The organism is Pseudomonas sp. B21-017 (assembly GCF_024749245.1).
GTDB lineage: Bacteria > Pseudomonadota > Gammaproteobacteria > Pseudomonadales > Pseudomonadaceae > Aquipseudomonas.
Map to the genome: position 1 here is coordinate 1,488,757 of NZ_CP087194.1, position 18,187 is coordinate 1,506,943.

General features: G+C 49.1%; 13 protein-coding genes. 7 read left to right on the plus strand and 6 right to left on the minus strand.

The window, feature by feature from the left end:
* Position 1: 1 nt before the first annotated feature.
* The 3 genes from LOY28_RS06570 to LOY28_RS06580 all read right to left on the minus strand — a co-directional run bounded on the left by LOY28_RS06570 (position 2) and on the right by LOY28_RS06580 (position 2,614).
* Positions 2-991, minus strand: coding sequence for a hypothetical protein (locus LOY28_RS06570; protein ID WP_258613240.1), 990 nt, complete (start codon positions 989-991; stop codon positions 2-4).
* Between the two features lie 320 nt (positions 992-1,311).
* Positions 1,312-1,821: a Bro-N domain-containing protein gene (locus LOY28_RS06575; protein WP_258613241.1), complete on the minus strand. Its 510-nt coding sequence runs from the start codon at positions 1,819-1,821 to the stop codon at positions 1,312-1,314.
* Positions 1,822-2,143: 322 nt separating this feature from the next.
* Positions 2,144-2,614 (minus strand): very short patch repair endonuclease, encoded by a 471-nt coding sequence (locus tag LOY28_RS06580; protein WP_258613242.1) that lies wholly within the window; start codon positions 2,612-2,614, stop codon positions 2,144-2,146.
* Positions 2,615-2,642: 28 nt separating this feature from the next.
* On the opposite strand from LOY28_RS06580, the gene LOY28_RS06585 reads away from it, so the two are divergent.
* The 5 genes from LOY28_RS06585 to LOY28_RS06605 all read left to right on the plus strand — a co-directional run bounded on the left by LOY28_RS06585 (position 2,643) and on the right by LOY28_RS06605 (position 11,720).
* Positions 2,643-4,259 (plus strand): DNA cytosine methyltransferase, encoded by a 1,617-nt coding sequence (locus LOY28_RS06585; protein ID WP_258613243.1) that lies wholly within the window; start codon positions 2,643-2,645, stop codon positions 4,257-4,259.
* 219 nt (positions 4,260-4,478) lie between these two features.
* A complete protein-coding gene (locus LOY28_RS06590; protein WP_258613244.1) occupies positions 4,479-5,957 on the plus strand; it encodes an ATP-binding protein in 1,479 nt (492 codons plus the stop codon).
* Positions 5,947-8,685 carry a Z1 domain-containing protein gene (locus LOY28_RS06595; protein WP_258613245.1) on the plus strand — a complete coding sequence of 913 codons (2,739 nt, stop codon included), beginning with the start codon at positions 5,947-5,949 and terminating at the stop codon, positions 8,683-8,685. Before LOY28_RS06590 ends, LOY28_RS06595 begins: the two co-directional genes overlap by 11 nt.
* Positions 8,666-9,622, plus strand: a complete 957-nt coding sequence (locus LOY28_RS06600) for a PD-(D/E)XK motif protein (protein ID WP_258613246.1) — start codon at positions 8,666-8,668, stop codon at positions 9,620-9,622. Before LOY28_RS06595 ends, LOY28_RS06600 begins: the two co-directional genes overlap by 20 nt.
* 13 nt (positions 9,623-9,635) lie before the next feature.
* Positions 9,636-11,720, plus strand: coding sequence for an AIPR family protein (locus tag LOY28_RS06605; RefSeq protein ID WP_258613247.1), 2,085 nt, complete (start codon positions 9,636-9,638; stop codon positions 11,718-11,720).
* Between the two features lie 184 nt (positions 11,721-11,904).
* Here the strand turns inward: LOY28_RS06605 and LOY28_RS06610 are convergent, their stop codons facing one another.
* The 3 genes from LOY28_RS06610 to LOY28_RS06620 form a co-directional block, all read right to left on the minus strand.
* Positions 11,905-13,155: a ribonucleotide-diphosphate reductase subunit beta gene (locus tag LOY28_RS06610; protein ID WP_007934889.1), complete on the minus strand. Its 1,251-nt coding sequence runs from the start codon at positions 13,153-13,155 to the stop codon at positions 11,905-11,907.
* Positions 13,156-13,811: 656 nt separating this feature from the next.
* Positions 13,812-14,084, minus strand: a complete 273-nt coding sequence (locus tag LOY28_RS06615) for a hypothetical protein (protein WP_258613248.1) — start codon at positions 14,082-14,084, stop codon at positions 13,812-13,814.
* 183 nt (positions 14,085-14,267) lie between these two features.
* On the minus strand, positions 14,268-14,531 hold the full coding sequence (locus LOY28_RS06620; protein ID WP_019582877.1) for a DUF2790 domain-containing protein: 264 nt from the start codon (positions 14,529-14,531) through the stop codon (positions 14,268-14,270).
* Positions 14,532-14,898: 367 nt separating this feature from the next.
* Between LOY28_RS06620 and acs the strand changes: the two genes are divergently transcribed.
* Together acs and LOY28_RS06630 are read left to right on the plus strand one after the other, a co-directional pair.
* Complete coding sequence (acs, locus tag LOY28_RS06625) at positions 14,899-16,854, plus strand: acetate--CoA ligase (protein ID WP_019582878.1); 1,956 nt, start codon at positions 14,899-14,901, stop codon at positions 16,852-16,854.
* A gap of 552 nt (positions 16,855-17,406) precedes the next feature.
* Entirely contained in the window at positions 17,407-18,180 is a 774-nt protein-coding gene (locus tag LOY28_RS06630; RefSeq protein WP_258613249.1) for an ABC transporter substrate-binding protein, read from the plus strand.
* Positions 18,181-18,187: the final 7 nt, after the last annotated feature.

An 18,187-nucleotide genomic window follows, 5' to 3' on the forward strand; every position in this document is an offset into this window, starting at 1 on the left:
CTTAGCCTGCTGCCAACCCCGGCGCTTCCCGAATAATGAAGTGATCCAGGTTCTCGATGTTGGCACTGAACACCCCGAACGTCTGTTCGGGGTTTTTCTTGCTCGGCACCTGCTTCAACTCCGGCGTCACGCCATAAAAGAAGCAATACAACTCGGCGTCACTGTCGACGGCGTGCTTGATCTCTTCCAGAAACGCCTTGCGCTTGCGGTAGTTGTCGATCAGCTTCTTGCTCAGGTAAACGTTCACCGAATAAGGCTTCTTCTTCGCCCCGTCCGCTTGCTTGAACCAGACCTTCTGTTCGAAATCGATGCGAAAGCTCTGGGTGTAATCCTTGATCTCCTTGATCTTGCCCCAGTAAATCAGCCCCTTGTTGTCCTGCAGGTACTCGATCTTCTTGAAGAACGACCCATAAGGCGCCGTGTGCTCGCCAATCTTCAGCGGCATGCGCTTGAGCAGCTCCTTGTCCGCGAAGTTCGACACAAAACACTCAACGGGATGGGCGAAGACACTGGTCTTGTCCGGCGCCGACTCCCGGCTTGGCTGCTCGACGTTACTGCTCGCTGAAGTGAGTGTTGGGGCATCGCGCAAAACATCCGCTGCCACCGCCGGGCTCGCAGGCTTACGCACATACTCACGCCGAGTCAGCAACAACTCCGACGGAAAATGCTCCTCCCGACCGTCATCCGACTCCGCCCCGTCCGTCTCCAGGCCCGATGCCGGCGTCTTCAGACTGACATAAGGACAATCCGCCACATGCCGCGTGCTGGGCATGTTCTTGAAGTGCGGCGTGCGCACGTAATTCACATTCTTGGCGTTGAACGTTCCCAGCACGTTGGCCGCATCAAACGCCAAACGGCAGGCATCGTTGGGGCACTGGAAATGCTCCTTGGCGGAGTCGAATTCCATGGTTTCGTCGAAATTCAAATCGCGCACGTCATAGATCGACAGCTTGTCGTCGAGGCTGAGGCAGTAGGCGAGGTCGAATTTCATGGCGGGCTCGGGTCCTTGAGAGGGGAAGGGTATTAATAGCGGGAGGCGGGGCGGGTTGCACTGACTGTTTTCAACTCACCGCAAAATCTGCGGTAACACAGCAATCCTGTGGGAGTTGCTTACCCGCGATTCTCAAAAACACCACAGCGACCAAGTCCACCACCAGACTGTGGCGAGGGAGCTTGCTCCCGTTGGGTCGCGAAGCGGCCCCAAAACCGGTAAACGCGGCAGGTCAGGCCGAACGCGCCAATGAAGATGCCACATAACAAAATCCGCTGCTTGATCTCTCAAACAGCGGATTTTTATGTCACGACAAACAATCAGAACCCACGCAACACCCTGGAAGCCTTCCGCCACCAGGACTCACGCCGATTAAACGGACCATCTGCCAACACACAAGGCATATCCCGCAACCGAATCCAGGGTTCATCCTGCCAGTGCAGCATGCTGAGCGACATCTGAGGCCAATCCAGAACACTCAACGTCGGACGCTCGACTGCTCGCGATGGTCGGGCATCACGCAGCGCAGGCACCACCTGATGCGTCAGCCACTCGCGTAGCAACCGATACTCCGGGCAGTAGTGATAAACCAGCAACGCATACACACCGGACTCGCTCACCATCAAGCGTTCTTCCGCAGCGCCGTGGGCGTAGACAAACATCATCTGCCGCTGATCAGCATCGAGCTTGCGAGACATACGTTCATCGAGGTACTTGCCCATCAAACGCCCTAGGTCATGAGCGCAGAACCAAGCCTGGTTCTCCACGAGAAGGGCGTGAAGGTGAATGTTGTGACGAGTGAAAAGGGTGGATATGAGCGGTTCAGACATGGCGTACCTCCTGAAGTGGAAGCACGGGATTCGATCTGCGAGTACGGCAATTTACCTTCATCGTGAAGGATGGGTATTCAGGCATTTCCTTTACCTCTGGCTGCTTTCTTAGGGCATTCGTTATGGGTGTCGGGAGCTAAGAAACCCACCAGAGACGGGCCGGACATATTCCCCTTTCGGGTCTTGTATTCGCCCACTCCCGACATAACGGGGATTTTCTCGCAGGCGTAGAGAAACCGCAGACGAAAAAAAGCCGCATGACTGTCGGGTGCGGAGGACCGCTCTGGTTTGCGAGTTTCTTAGGCTCGTACGAAGGTTAGAATTAACCAGAGGATGGGTCAAGCTGAGCTTTTTTTCTGGTGATCGTTGGGCGTTTTGTTTTGCTGATAGCCTCTAGCCTGTCCGAGAGATGGGACAAAGCAGATCCGGCACCTTTTAGCTCGCACTCCCAGACGATTAATACGATCCAACCCATAGCCTCAAGGGCCGCCTGATGTTTTGCATCCCGATCAATATTTTTTTTGAATTTCTCATTCCAAAATTCAGAACGGGTTGAAGGCCATGTGGAATATTGGCAACCTGGATGTCGATGCCAGAAGCAGCCATGTACAAATATACAGGTCATCAATTTCGGCAGTACAATATCTGGCTTTCCAGGAAGGTCTTTTCTATGAAGGCGGAACCGATAGCCAAGGGCGTGCAAAAAACATCGAACTTTGAGTTCAGGCTGCGTGTTTTTTCCACGAATACCAGACATCATTCTCGAACGTGTCACTTTATCCACGACATCCATCTTGACCACTCCTTTGCAGAATCATCATATGAATATTAAACAACCTTTGCAGGTCGTCGACCTTTTTGCTGGGCCGGGCGGGTTAGGCGAGGGTTTTTCTTCCCTCAATGAGGGAAGTAGCTTTCAAGTAATAGTTTCCGCAGAAATGGATCCTCATGCTAGGTCGACATTGCGGCTTAGAGCGTTCTACAGGGCTTTGAAGGAGAGAAATCCAGAGGCGTTAAATGACTACTACAATTATTGTGAGTCGTCTGAAGTTAGACAGCCTTGGTCCGATAGAAGTCATGATCAATGGATTGAGGCCGATAATGAAGCTCGACAAATTCGTTTAGGGAGTCCAGAAGGTAACGCAGAACTGGACTACATCCTTGAAAAAAAACTCGATACTAGTCGCCCTTGGGTTCTGATCGGAGGGCCTCCTTGCCAAGCCTATTCAATCGTCGGTCGTGCTCGGAATAAAGGGAATTCTGAATATAAAGCAGAGGACGATCAACGGCATTTTTTATATCGTGAATATTTGCGGATTATCCAGAGCAAGCGTCCCGCAATATTTGTGATGGAAAATGTAAAAGGGATTTTGTCATCTCAAGTAGGAGGTGAACAAATATTTCCCCAGATTCTCAGGGATTTGGCTGACCCTGATTCTGCATTGGGTATTGCAGGATCTAACAAGCCGAAGTATAAAATTTGTTCACTGGTTAGTGAGGATGTTTACGAAAGCGGCACCGATCCGCTTTCGCTGAATTTAAGTAACTTTGTTATTAGGTCCGAGGAGTATGGTATTCCTCAAAATAGACATAGAGTGATACTCGTTGGCGTGTCTGAAGAGTTTGCGGGCCAACTCAATGGATTTAAACTAGTAGCTAAGAGTAGCCCTTCGGTCGGTCAGATGATTAAAGGACTGCCAAAGTTGAGGAGTACTTTATCTAGGGGAGGTGATACTGCTGATCTATGGTGTGCTGAGATATTATCTCACCTAAATGACCTATATCGTTCACTTGTAGCTAAAGGGGACGATCTTCTCCTAGAAAAGAAAATTAAAATAGTAAGGGATTCATTTTCTGGTGCTAGATATAGTAATGGAGCATTGCGATTAAGCAAAGAGATAGGGGGGGCTAAGCAGTTCGAAGATCCGGTGTTTGAGAAATGGTTTAACGATAAGGATCTAAACGTTTGGTTGAATCATGAGGCTCGCAGTCACATGACTTCTGATCTTAAACGATATGTGTACGCATCTATTTACGCAGACGCACACAAAGCCTCCCCTAAAGGACATAAAGAGTTCAATCTGCCTGGTCTCGCCCCAGATCATAAAAATTGGGAAACAGGGAAGTTTAGTGATCGGTTCAGAGTGCAGGTGAGAGATCAAACCTCTTCGACTATAACTAGCCATATTTCCAAGGATGGACATTATTTTATTCATTATGATCCTAATCAGTGTAGAAGTCTGACGGTGCGTGAGGCTGCGCGACTTCAAACCTTTCCTGATAATTATTTTTTCCTAGGGAATAGAACTCAACAATTTCACCAAGTTGGGAATGCCGTTCCTCCGCTTCTTGCTCATCAAATAGCAGAAGTGGTAGAGCGAATGATCAACGGCAATTCAGCGCAGGAATCAAAGGTAGTCCAGCGTGATTTCGCTTAGAAATTAAAAACTTGCCTTTGAATGAGTTACGAGGTCTTGGAGTAAAAGTGGTGATATGGGATCCCTATTCAAATGACTACTTGCTCTTTTTTCGTGTTTGTGCACAAATGGTGGCTAAATCATGGCGCCTAATGCTGGTGCCATTAATTTTATAAATAAGACAGGGAATGTTGATGCGTTTTTTGTATTTAGCATTTCGTACTATTAGGGACGAAATGCATGAGAGAAATTGAGCATCCTCCTCACGCAGCGTCGTTGCTAGAGTCCATGAGGTCTATAGGGTATACCTTGGAATCTGCTTTAGCGGATATTTTGGATAATAGTCTATCCGCGAACGCCAAGAATATAGATATTGAATTCCGACCGTATGATCATCCGTATCTAGCAATTATCGATGATGGGGAGGGTATGTCCCCTTCGGTTCTTGAGCAAGCTATGCGTCATGGCAGTACCAATCCGTTGGATAAACGTGCCGCTGATGACATGGGGCGCTATGGATTAGGACTAAAAACTTCTTCTCTGTCACAGTGCAGAAGAATGACAGTTATTTCTAAGCAGGCTTCTCTCGTAACTGGTTTGTGTTGGGATTTAGACGTTGTAATAGATCGTCAGTCGTGGGTAATGCTGAAGCTCGATGAAGAAGATTTTACGAATACTCCACATATGGACATATTGCTTAAAAGAAAACATGGTACTTTAGTTCTGTGGCAAAAGTTAGATAAGTTAATTGCTGGAGAAGTTTCTGTCGAAGCTGCCTTGGTAGGAAAAATGAGCCATGTGTGTGACCATTTATCCTTGGTTTTTCATAGGTATTTATCAAAGGAAGATAAAAATCCACGAGTCAATATTTCTATAAATGGAAAGAACCTTCCTCCCGTAGATCCATTCTTGGTAAATCATCAAGCAACTCAGCAGTTGGAGCAAGAGTCTTTTTCGATAGAGAGCGAAAAAATTGTTGTAAAGCCTTTCATTATACCCCACTACAGCAAACTATCCGTAAAAGAAATTGAACTGGCGGGCGGGTCGGATGGTATTCGTAATCACCAGGGTTTTTACATTTATAGGAACAGGCGTTTAATAATATGGGGCACTTGGTTTCGGCTTGCGGGTAAAGATGAGTTAAGTAAATTGGCTCGCGTCAGGGTTGATATACCAAATGCACTAGATCATTTGTGGACACTTGATATTAAGAAATCTGCGGCTCATCCGCCAGAAGCAGTTCGTAGAAATTTAAAAAGAACTATAGATAGAATAAGAGCAGTAAGTGGGCGAACGATAACGTTTCGAGGTCGAATTTCGGAAAAATCTGAATTTACCTCGACTTGGAACGAGGTGGTAGATCGGGGGGGGGTTCGATTTGACATAAATCGAGAGCACCCTCTTATTCGAGAGTTTCAGTCTGGGCTACCAGGAAAGTATGCAGAAAGCTTGTTTGAGATGATTCTGAAGGTAATTGAAGGATCATTTCCGGCGGATGCGCTCTATTCCCGGATGGCATCTGATATGAAGCCCGGATTTAATGGCGAATATCTAGAGAATCAGCTAAGAGATATGGCTACAACGCTATTTGAAGGGATGGATTTAGAATCTCCCGTTCGAATCCATTTGCTTGCCACCTTGCACGTTATAGAACCTTTCAATCTTTACCCCGCACTCACAAAGAAAATTGTAGAGGAGCTCAAAAATATTGAACAGTAAACCTGAAGATTTCCTTTCCGCAAATGCGCAGCGGCTTGAAGTGGCAGTGTCTACTTCCCTCACTGTGGATCGTGTGCCCACAGAAATCGAGATATTTGACTTAGCAAACGCGTTACGAAAAATGGAAATCTATAGTGTTTCGGATCAAGAATTTGAGATAGTAATTAAAAAGCTGCATGTAGCCCTAGCATTGGATATGGGGCTAGGTAGTTATGTAGTAAATGAGCATGATCCGTGGCTGCAAGCTAGGAAAGCGCAGATAAATCCTTTCTATTGGAGTCGATACAGAACGGACCTAATTAAACAGGGATGGGGTGCCAAGGTAGTTACATCTCTTGATAAAGTGACTGATGAAATATTGGACTTGATGGGCAATCCGGCCGGGAAGTCCGGCTGGCCCCGTCGCGGGCTGGTGATGGGAGATGTGCAGTCCGGTAAAACTTCAAATTACACAGGGTTGATCTGTAAAGCAGCAGATGCTGGGTATAAGCTAGTCATTCTTCTTACCGGGACTTTGGAAAGTTTGCGCAGGCAAACACAAGAACGGTTGGATTCAGGTTTTGTAGGACTGGATAGCTCCGGTGTTGTGAATAGCGATAGCCGAAATCGTAGACGAAAAGAAATTGGAGTGGGCTTAATAAATGCTACTAGGAGCGCCGGTGTTTTTACCTCGACTGTAGGCGATTTCAAGGCGATTACTGTAAACCAGCTTGGGTTCAAGTTGCGCGACTATAATGAGCCTGTGCTGCTGGTAGTTAAAAAAAATAAAAGAATAATAGAAAACTTAACTGAATGGTTGATAAATTTCAACGCAGAGGCTTCGGGGAAAATTGACCTTCCATTGCTTCTTGTTGACGATGAGGCTGATAACGCATCTATCAACACCAGCCCAAAAAAAGCAACTGCGATCAATAGCGGTATTCGTACTCTTCTGAATATTTTTCCAAAATCAAGTTATGTTGGGTTTACGGCTACACCATTTGCGAACGTCTTTATTAACCCTGAGACCACTAATGAAATGGAAGGGGACGATCTCTTTCCGCGTGACTTCATTTATGCCCTAGATGCTCCGACTAATTATTTAGGGGCCTCGGCAATATTTGGGGATGATCCCCGGATTGATTGTCTCGAAGAAGTCTCCGATGCAGAGGCTTCATTCCCAAAAGGTCAGAAGTCAGACAGCCCAGTAGATGAAGTTCCAGACTCGCTAATGGAAGCTATCAAATGCTTCTTAATTGTGAATGCGATAATGGATCTACGATCGGGAATGCCAAAACACAGATCCATGTTGATCAATGTAAGTCATTTTACTCTGATACAAGACCAAGTGAAGGATATTATCGATTTTGCTCTTAGAGGAATTCAAGAGGATATTAGGAGCTATTCGTCGCTTAAAGTGTCGGAGGCTGTAAAAAATAAAACAATTAGTGAGTTGCGTACCGTCTATGAAAAATATTACAGCGGTAAAGGTTGCACTTGGGAGCAAGTTCAGCGCGAGCTAGTTACTGCGGTACTACCTATTGAGGTCAGGTCGGTAAACCAAAAAAGTGGAGGCGCTAGTTTGAACTATGCGCTATACAAGGAAAATGGGCTAAGAGTTATCGCGGTAGGCGGAAATAGCCTCGCTAGGGGGCTTACACTAGAAGGGCTGTGTGTAAGCTATTTCTATAGATCGACACAGATGTACGATGCCCTACTGCAAATGGGGCGCTGGTTTGGATATAGAACAGGCTACGAAGATTTAATGAAGATTTGGATGCCGAGAGAGACAATTAACTGGTATTCATTAATTTCCGAAGCTACCGACGAGTTGAGGGGGGAAGTTCGTCGTATGCAGCTTTCTCGTCTGAAGCCAATAGACTTTGGTCTAAGAGTCCGTTCTCATCCAGAATCGTTGATAATCACAGCCAGAAATAAAATGCGCGATTCCGAACAGATCGTGCACACTCTTTCTATCAGTAAAGAAAGTCTTGAGTCCGCACGGTTGCTCAGCGATGCTAACGCTATATCTTCTAACCATAAGGCTGCGCAAGCATTAGTTAAAAAAGTAAAGGCCTCTAATTTTTCAATTGATAAAAAATATGACTTTCCTGTTTGGGGTGGTGTAGATAAGAGTGTGGTTGTTGAATTCTTGAATAGCTTTATAAGCCATCCACTTAATCTAAGGCTACAGTCGAAGGATCTCGCGGACTTCATAGAGAGAACGGCCGATCCGAAACTTGATAAATGGTACGTCGCAATCCCAGGAGGAAGCGTAAGTGCCTACGAAATAATTCCGGGGCTATTGTCATCTCGCAGAAGTCGTAAAATTGAAGTTGATCTTGAAAAACAATCGCTATTAGTCAATGAAAAGAAGATGAGGGTTGGATCTGCTGCAGACGAAAAAGTTGGTCTGACGGTAGAGGAAGTTAGTGAGGCTGAACGAATTTTTCGTGTCGTTCCTGCTAATGAACAAAAGAAAAACGTACCAGGTAAGGCTTATAACGAAGTTAGAAGAAATCCCTTGTTGCTGATACATTTGGTGTGGCCAGAATTTGGCGAGCAAAAGCACGTGCCTGTACCAGAAGACAGTTCGTTAGTTGCTATCGGTTTGAGCTTCCCAGAGCTTGCTGTAGGCAGCCAAAAAATGACTTACCAAATTAATATGGTTGAGTTAAGAAAACTTTTGGCTAAAGAGGTTGAAAGCTTCGAAGGTGATGAGAGCGAGGATGAAAATGTCGATGACTAAATGTTTGTCAATATGGCAATCATTAAAGCCAGAGTCCCCGCAGTCTGTATTTAAACGATACGATGCCACCCACCCTTTGGATTTTTATTTGGGGTTAGACGGTGACGGGCGACATTTATTGTTATTTGTCTGTTCGGAGGAGCCTCCTCACCAGTTGGATATGAGGGCGATCAAATTAAAGAAAAGCCGTCGGGATGATGGCAGATGGGCGTTACTGTGGACTCTAGAGGATCTTGCGCTTCTAGAAATGTTTTCATTACTTAGCGAAGATTTGATCGAACATTCCAGAAATACTGAAGGGAAAATTAGTCCTTTAAATTTTGTGCTTAGGCGTCTAAGCAGTTGGCGACATTTGCTAGAGCGTGCCTCTGACAATATTTTACCTATGAGTAGTGTCAGAGGGCTATGTGGTGAGTTGGTTTTTTTGGAAGAGCTGATTGACCGTCTTGGAAGCAGTGAAGGTGTCATGTCATGGGTCGGCCCCTCAGGAGCTGATCAAGACTTCCAATTCGGCACCGCGGCGTGGGAAGTAAAAACAATAAGGCCTGATGCTGACACATTAATTATTGCCTCAGAAAGGCAGTTGGATAGTGTTGATAAGAAAATACAATTGATTGTCGTTGAGATCGCTGACGTCAGCAGTAACTCGGATGGCATGTTTACTCTGAATAGTCAGATTTCAAAGTTGCGAAAAAAACTCTCCAGTTGTTATGATGCGTTGCTTGAGTTCGATAATAAGTTGTTGGTTGCTGGGTATGTGGTTAGAGAAGAGTATGGAGTTGCTTTTTTCAAGCTCCGCAGCTTGGCTAGTTTTGCTATTGTAGAAAACTTCCCTTATATTGGTAAAAAAAATATACCTGCCGGCGTTGTAAACATTTGCTATGAAATTGAACTGAAAGAATTAGAGTATTTTTTAATAGAGCGGACTTCTTTTTAGTTGGAGGTATATTGTGACACTGCAGGAGTTTCATCGGGAGTTTCTTGAGTCCGTCCGATCTCGCGCAGAGTCTGCTCGAGATTTTTTGAGTGCTAGTTTTATTGAGGAGTGTGGCTATAGATTGACTGAGACGGAGCAATTTTCTAGCTTTGAAAGTTGCAGGTTTGAAGGTGTAAGCAATAAGAAAAAATTGCGCGTCGATGGTTATTATCTGGATGATGCAGATAACTCGGTATCATTGTTGATCGGAAGTTTTTTAAATGAAGATGAGATCTCAACGTTTAATACGGATGAGGTTAAAAAAGCATTTCTCACGGTGAAGAACTATGTCCAAGAATCGTTAGATGGATTTATTACCGATGGGGCATTTGACGAAAGTCAGCCAGGATACGGGCTGGCATGCGATTTAATGGATTGGCAGTCCAAAATTACAAAATTTAGATTTTATTATGTGTCTGATGGGCAGTTGAAGTCCCGTTTGAAGGATTGGCCAGAGGATACTATAAGTGGCATTCCTACGGAGTTTCATATATGGGATGTTGCGAGGTTTCACGTTGCTTATATTTCTGCCACAGGTCGAGATGAGCTTGTGGTCAATTTTGAGAGCTCCGGCCAAAGCGGATTAAGCTGTCTAGCTGCAGCCGAATCTGATGGTGATTATAAAGCTTATCTCTGCATGATTAGTGGGGATATGTTGGCTGATATCTATGAGGATTATGGTAGTCGGCTTTTAGAGGGCAACGTACGTACGTTTCTAAGTGCCAAAGGTAAGGTTAACTCGAAAATTCAAAATACTATCAAGACTCAGCCGGAAATGTTTTTTGCATTTAATAATGGTATTGCTGCTACTGCAGAGAACGTTGTTTTGGAAGAGGTACATGGTGGCATTAAAATAATTAGTGCAACGAATTTACAAATAGTAAATGGTGGGCAGACTACTGCATCGCTCGCTCTGGCTAAGCGTGGTAGTGCAGGAAAGAAAGATGGTGCAGATTTGTCAAAAGTTATGGTCCAGATGAAGCTATCTGTGTTGCCTCCAGAAAAGGCTGGAGAATTAACTCCTGAAATAGCTCGCTACGCCAACAGCCAAAATAAGGTCAGCGATGCGGACTTCTTTTCCAATCACCCTTACCATGTAAGACTGGAGGAGTTTTCTCGACGCATTTTTGCACCGTCCACTGGTGGCGCACAGCATGGTACTCATTGGTTCTATGAGAGAGCACGTGGTCAGTATTTAAATGAACAAGCTAAACTAACTGGCGCAGACAAGTCAAAGTTTACTCTGCAAAATCCTCGTAAACAGCTGTTTTCTAAAACAGATGTAGCGAAGCTCGAGAATACTTGGCGGGAGTTACCTCATAAGGTCAGTATGGGCGCTCAGAAAAACTTTATGGTTTTTGCAGACGTCATTGCAAAAGCTTGGGCAACTGACGGAAAAATATTTAATGAGGACTATTATAAGCATATAGTTGCATTGGCAATTATGTTTAGGCAGACAGAAAATATAGTGTCTCAGCAAGAATGGTATCAAGGTGGCTATCGCGCAAATATCGTGACCTACTCACTGGCGAAACTTCACAATATGGTTGCAGAGCAGGCGTTAGGTAAGCAGTTGAATCTGCGTAGTGTGTGGGATAAACAATCTGTAGCTGGGCCATTGCTGCAGCAAATCGAAGAAGTAGCAAAAAGAGTATTTGATGTTCTCACCGATCCCGATCGACTGAAAGAGAACGTCACTGAATGGGCTAAAATGCAGGCTTGTTGGGACCAAGTAAAAGAATTATCGGTTAATTTTGTTTCTGGATTTGTTGAGTCTTTACAGGATTTGCGAAGTAGTGTTGAGGAAGTTGGCGCGTCCAAAGAATTGCAAAAGACAGACGATGGGATTGCGACTCAAATTTCTGTGATTGAAATATCTTCCTTCGAATGGTCTCGAATGCTTATGTGGGGTCTAAGAGGAGCAAAACTCACCCCGAAGCAGGAGTCCCTTCTGAAAGTTGCCACTCAAATTCCTAATAAATTGCCTACGGAAAAACAATGCGTTGAGATATGGAGGATCAGAGCCTCACTTATCGATCAAGGATATATTTCATTGTAATGTAAGGGGGCGAAAGCCTTCGATGAGATTGACGCTATTTCGGGCTGCGCAATTAAGTTCTTTTTGAATTTTTTGCGTTGTATTTGTAATTCTTAAATATGGAATAGCAGTAATAAAAAAAGCCCCGAGTTTCTCGGGGCTTTTTTTGACGATTTCTTTTATCAGGCTTAGGCGCTAGCGACTATCAATCCCAGCTAAGCGCGCCACCGGTTTGGTATTCGATCACGCGAGTCTCAAAGAAATTCTTCTCTTTCTTCAAGTCCATGATCTCGCTCATCCAAGGGAACGGGTTAGTCGTCCCTGGATACTCTTCCTTCAACCCAATCTGCGACAACCGACGGTTAGCGATGAACTTCAGGTAGTCCTCCATCATCGCCGCATTCATGCCGAGTACGCCGCGTGGCATGGTATCCCGGGCGTATTCGATCTCCAGCTGAGTCCCCTGCAGAATCATCTGGCTCGCTTCTTCCTTCATCTCAGCATCCCACAAGTGTGGGTTTTCGATTTTGATCTGGTTGATCACGTCGATGCCGAAGTTCAGGTGCATGGATTCGTCGCGCAGGATGTACTGGAACTGCTCGGCGACGCCGGTCATTTTGTTGCGGCGGCCCATGGAGAGGATTTGGGTGAAGCCGCAGTAGAAGAAGATGCCTTCCAGAACGCAGTAGTAGGCGATCAGGTTGCGCAGCAGTTCTTTGTCGGTTTCGACGGTGCCGGTTTCGAACTTCGGATCGGAGATCGAACGGGTGTATTTGAGGCCCCAGGTGGCTTTTTTCGCGACCGATGGGATCTCGTGGTACATGTTGAAGATCTCGCCTTCATCCATGGCCAACGATTCGATGCAGTACTGGTAGGCGTGGGTGTGGATCGCCTCTTCGAAGGCCTGGCGCAGGATGTACTGGCGGCATTCCGGGTTGGTGATCAGGCGGTACACGGCCAGGACCAGGTTGTTGGCAACCAGGGAGTCGGCGGTGGAGAAGAAGCCGAGGTTGCGCATCACGATGCGGCGCTCGTCGTCGGTCAGGCCTTCCGGGTTTTTCCAGAGGGCGATGTCGGCGGTCATGTTGACTTCTTGCGGCATCCAGTGGTTTGCGCAGCCGTCCAGGTACTTCTGCCATGCCCAGTCGTATTTGAATGGCACGAGCTGGTTGAGGTCGGCGCGGCAGTTGATCATGCGCTTTTCATCGACAGCTACACGGGCAGAGGCGCCTTCCAGTTCGGCGAGGCCTTCGGCGACGTCGAGGGAATCCAGGGCAGCCTTGGCGCGGGCGATCGCGGCGGAGTCCGTCGCGGTCACGGCGCGGGCCTCTTGAGCGGCGGCACCACCGGCGCTGTCGAGGCGGTCCATGTTGGCTTCAGAAGCGTGGCCGGCATTGGCGCCTTTTACAGCGACTTCGCCGTCATCTTCTTTGTCGAATTCGTCCCAGCTCAGCATGACGTGTCGTCTCCTGCGTGAGGGCCAGTTGCCCGTGTGAAAACTGATAGGTTGGTTTTTCACACGGCCGGTTCTGGCCGCGTTGGATCTAAAGGAAATCGTTTGTTGCAGCAGTACAACGCAGGCAATAAACAGAATTTTGTACGGGTATTCCGAAGCCGCTGATGGGCGCAGAGAACGTGAACCGCTCTGCGTGGGCTTCAGACTGGCTTTTCACCCCTGTAAGGGAATATTGCAGGCCCGTTTAAGTCCGCATTATAAGGAAATTTTCGGCCCCGTGGTGCGGCGAAATGGCACCTGGAGGGCTCGGCGAGGGGCGTTTTCAGGTTGGAGCGAGGGTTTACAGGGCTTTGGCGGAGGAAGTTTTTTTTTCGCCTGTTTCGGCTGGTTTTTGACGGTGAGGCCGGGGTGTTCGCACCGTTACGGGCAGCTGTTATGGCGCAAGCCAGATGGGGCGGGGCTTGCAGAGCAATAGACGGGGTTTTGTGGACGAGATTGTGTGCAATTCTGAGCTGAAAAGGGTCTTGAAAAACGTTGCTCAAAAAAACAACCAAAAAACTCTGTTTTTCACTACATGTTGTGGTTTTGGTCGATTTTCAACCATTCCAGACACAACTAAGCCCGACCGAAGTCGGGCTGTGATGTCGCGCCCGGTTTCAGCTGAAACGAGCGGCACCTACGCGGTCAGAGCCATCAGCAGCAACTTTGGCTGCACCGATGTGATCGGCGCCATCGGCAGCGACTTTGGCAGCGCCCGTACGATCGAAGCCGTCAGCCGCGAAAGAGGCAGAACCGGTGTGGTCGTAACCGTCAGAAGCGACAGCCGCATCGTTGAAAACAGCCGAGCCAGTGCGGTCGTAGCCATCGGCGGCGAAGGTGTTGGCGGCCAGGACGGAAAGGGTCAGGGCGAGGATCAGTTTGGTTTTCATGGTAGTGGCTCCAGGTTCGTTGGCGTTGTGTGCCTTGGTGTGAAATTCATACTACGCCAGATAATTTGATTAAAAAGCGCAAATAAATGCTAAAAACAATCAAGTTAATCGATGTAAGGCTCGGCACTTCATCGGTCTCTTAAGAAGGATGGGTCGAGCCTTAGGGGGTAAAAGTGGGGCGGATCAGCCGTTGGAGCAGCCGTTACCCATGACGCTGTAACGCAGAATGTGTCGCTGGCCTTTGGAGTCGTCGTAGACCATTTTGGCCGGGACTACTTCGCAGACGTTCGGGACTTCGCTCATCGAGATGACTTTGGCGATGTCCAGGTGGGTGGAGTAGGTGTATTCCTCGACGACGGGTTGTTGTTTTGCGGCATCAGTCGGGGCCTCGTCTGCCATGGCGGTTGCGCACAGACTGCTGAGGGCCAGAACCAATAAAGCTTTCATTTCGAATTTACCTTTCTGAGGTCGAATGGGGTCACGCAATCTTTTTAGGATTGCGTGTGGAGCTTTAGTAAAGAGTCTTGGATTAACTGCCTTCGTGGGGGCTGCAACTGGGTTAATCACATTGCCGTGTTGGCGAGACCGATTTTAGGCCTGGGCATGACGGGCATATAGCTGTGCTTTTGATAAACACCTTTGGCAGATTTGGTAATAATCGTCGAGCCCCCTAAAACAGTGGGTTTGAGCGCTTCGTTGCGGTATAGCCACATTTTGTAGGGGCTTGTTACTACCATCGTCGAATGGTTCTATAGGCCCGCCCCGGCTACAACTGGGGCCATACAAAAACAACTATTCCACCGAGGTAAGAAAGATGAGTGCGGCTTCTTTGTATCCCGTTCGTCCCGAGGTAGCAGCCAATACGCTGACTGACGAGGCCACTTACAAGGCCATGTACCAGCAATCGGTCGTCAACCCGGACGGCTTCTGGCGCGAACAAGCCAAGCGCCTTGACTGGATCAAGCCTTTCACCACGGTGAAGCAGACGTCCTTCGACGATCACCATGTCGACATCAAATGGTTCGCTGACGGCACGCTGAACGTTTCCTACAACTGCCTCGACCGTCATCTGGCCGAGCGCGGCGATCAAGTCGCGATTATTTGGGAAGGGGATGACCCTGCCGAAAGCCGCAACATCACCTACCGCGAACTGCACGAACAAGTCTGCAAGTTCGCCAACGCCTTGCGCGGCCAGGATGTGCATCGCGGCGATGTGGTGACAATCTATATGCCGATGATCCCCGAAGCCGTGGTCGCCATGCTGGCCTGCGCCCGGATCGGCGCGATTCACTCGGTGGTGTTCGGTGGTTTCTCGCCGGAAGCCCTGGCCGGTCGCATCATCGACTGCAAATCCAAAGTGGTGATCACCGCCGACGAAGGCATTCGTGCCGGCAAGAAGATCTCGCTCAAGGCCAACGTCGACGACGCCCTGACCAACCCGGAAACCAGCAGCATTCAGAAAGTCATCGTGTGCAAGCGCACCGGCGGCGACATCAAGTGGAACCAGCATCGCGACATCTGGTACGAAGACCTGATGAAAGTGGCGGGCACCGTCTGCGCGCCAAAAGAAATGGGCGCCGAAGAAGCGCTGTTCATCCTTTATACCTCCGGTTCCACCGGCAAGCCGAAGGGCGTGCAGCACACCACTGGCGGTTATTTGCTGTACGCGGCAATGACCCATGAGCGCGTGTTCGACTACCGTCCGGGTGAAATCTACTGGTGCACCGCCGACGTCGGCTGGGTCACCGGCCATTCTTATATCGTCTACGGCCCGCTGGCCAACGGTGCGACCACGCTGCTGTTCGAAGGCGTGCCGAACTATCCGGACATCACCCGGGTGGCGAAGGTTGTCGACAAGCACAAGGTCAACATCCTCTACACCGCGCCGACCGCGATCCGCGCGATGATGGCGTCGGGCACCGCCGCTGTTGAAGGTGCCGATGGCAGCAGCCTGCGTCTGTTGGGTTCGGTCGGTGAGCCGATTAACCCGGAAGCGTGGGATTGGTACTACAAGAATGTCGGCCAGTCCCGTTGCCCGATCGTGGATACCTGGTGGCAGACCGAAACAGGCGGCAACATGATGAGCCCATTGCCGGGTGCTCATGCGCTGAAACCTGGCTCGGCAGCACGGCCGTTCTTCGGCGTGGTGCCGGCGCTGGTGGACAACCTGGGCAACATCATCGAAGGCGTTGCCGAGGGCAACCTGGTGATTCTCGACTCGTGGCCAGGCCAGGCGCGCACGCTGTATGGCGACCATGACCGTTTCGTCGACACCTACTTCAAGACTTTCCGTGGCATGTACTTCACCGGTGACGGTGCGCGTCGTGACGCAGACGGTTACTACTGGATCACTGGTCGCGTGGATGACGTGCTTAACGTTTCCGGCCACCGCATGGGCACCGCCGAGATCGAAAGCGCGATGGTCGCTCACCCGAAAGTCGCCGAAGCGGCGGTGGTGGGTGTGCCGCACGACATCAAGGGGCAGGGCATTTATGTCTACGTCACGTTGAACGCTGGTGAAGAGACGAGCGAGCAACTGCGCCTGGAGCTGAAGAACTGGGTGCGTAAAGAGATTGGCCCGATTGCCTCGCCGGATGTCATTCAATGGGCGCCGGGTCTGCCGAAAACCCGTTCGGGCAAGATCATGCGCCGGATTCTGCGCAAGATTGCTACGGCGGAATACGACGGGTTGGGCGATATCTCCACCCTGGCCGATCCGGGTGTGGTGCAGCATTTGATTGATACACACAAGACCATGAATGTTGCGTAAGTAGCATTCGGAGTCATCGAAGCCCTGCCAGGTGTTGAGTCTGGTGGGGCTTTTTCGTACTGATCTTCAACCAATAATTATCGGCTTCCCCCGTAGGCCCTTTCCTACTGTTACCCATCACCTTTCAAGTAACTGAATGTGTAACCGCCCGCCCGATAACGAGGCAATGGGAAACGCAAAGCCCCGTTTCAGGGCTTCTCAATCGCCATGAAAAATAAGACACAACGCTACGCTTGCCGGATTAGAAGGGTTTGCCAATAATAGGCCCGCAATTTGCAACATAGATCGGTTCACTGTCTTTTGCTCTTGCATGAAATTGCAGAGCTGTCAACGTGCCCAAGCGGCATTCTCGGTGCTTCTGTAATTTGTTGTCGCATTGAAGAAATATCGGCTTCGGGCCTGTCGTTAGAATGCCAATCACTCGCTCGTCGTTGCCTGCGTTGAAATCAGCGCACGGTTCCTAGGACGCAGCACCGCTTTTTGGTTTAACCATTCGCATATTGGGCTGTCGCTCACTCTGCCGTTTTTGCCCTTTACCGATGGAGTCCCAAGATGAAGAAACTCGTGCTGCTTGGCGCCCTGGCACTGTCCGTGCTGTCCCTGCCGACATTCGCCGATGAAAAACCTCTGAAAATCGGTATCGAAGCGGCTTACCCTCCATTCGCCTCCAAAGCACCGGACGGCAGCATCGTGGGTTTCGACTACGACATCGGCAACGCCTTGTGCGAAGAGATGAAGGTCAAGTGCCAGTGGGTCGAGCAAGAGTTCGACGGCCTGATCCCGGCACTCAAGGTGCGCAAGATCGACGCGATCCTGTCGTCCATGTCGATCACTGAAGACCGCAAGAAGTCCGTGGACTTCACCAACAAGTACTACAACACCCCGGCTCGCCTGGTCATGAAGGCCGGCACTCAAGTCAGCGAAAACCTGGCTGAGCTGAAGGGCAAGAACATCGGCGTGCAACGTGGTTCGATCCACGAGCGTTTCGCCCGCGAAGTCCTGGCCCCGCTGGGTGCCGAGATCAAGCCTTACGGTTCGCAGAACGAAATCTACCTCGACGTGGCCGCTGGCCGCCTCGACGGCACCGTGGCGGACGCTACCCTGCTGGATGACGGCTTCCTGAAAACCGACGCCGGCAAGGGCTTCGCCTTCGTTGGTCCGGCCTTCACCGACGTCAAATACTTCGGCGACGGCGTAGGGATCGCGGTTCGCAAGGGCGACGCGCTGAAAGACAAGATCAACACCGCGATCGCGGCCATTCGCGAGAACGGCAAGTACAAGCAAATCCAGGACAAATACTTCGCCTTCGATATCTACGGCAAGTAATCGTCCC

Coding starts and splice junctions, on each gene's coding strand:
- LOY28_RS06620 (WP_019582877.1), bottom strand. CDS start 14,531: ATGAAAGCTTTATTGGTTCTGGCCCTCAGCAGTCTGTGCGCAACCGCC.
- acs (WP_019582878.1), top strand. CDS start 14,899: ATGAGTGCGGCTTCTTTGTATCCCGTTCGTCCCGAGGTAGCAGCCAAT.
- LOY28_RS06610 (WP_007934889.1), bottom strand. CDS start 13,155: ATGCTGAGCTGGGACGAATTCGACAAAGAAGATGACGGCGAAGTCGCT.
- LOY28_RS06570 (WP_258613240.1), bottom strand. CDS start 991: ATGAAATTCGACCTCGCCTACTGCCTCAGCCTCGACGACAAGCTGTCG.
- LOY28_RS06575 (WP_258613241.1), bottom strand. CDS start 1,821: ATGTCTGAACCGCTCATATCCACCCTTTTCACTCGTCACAACATTCAC.
- LOY28_RS06585 (WP_258613243.1), top strand. CDS start 2,643: ATGAATATTAAACAACCTTTGCAGGTCGTCGACCTTTTTGCTGGGCCG.
- LOY28_RS06580 (WP_258613242.1), bottom strand. CDS start 2,614: ATGGATGTCGTGGATAAAGTGACACGTTCGAGAATGATGTCTGGTATT.
- LOY28_RS06630 (WP_258613249.1), top strand. CDS start 17,407: ATGAAGAAACTCGTGCTGCTTGGCGCCCTGGCACTGTCCGTGCTGTCC.
- LOY28_RS06615 (WP_258613248.1), bottom strand. CDS start 14,084: ATGAAAACCAAACTGATCCTCGCCCTGACCCTTTCCGTCCTGGCCGCC.
- LOY28_RS06590 (WP_258613244.1), top strand. CDS start 4,479: ATGAGAGAAATTGAGCATCCTCCTCACGCAGCGTCGTTGCTAGAGTCC.
- LOY28_RS06600 (WP_258613246.1), top strand. CDS start 8,666: ATGAAAATGTCGATGACTAAATGTTTGTCAATATGGCAATCATTAAAG.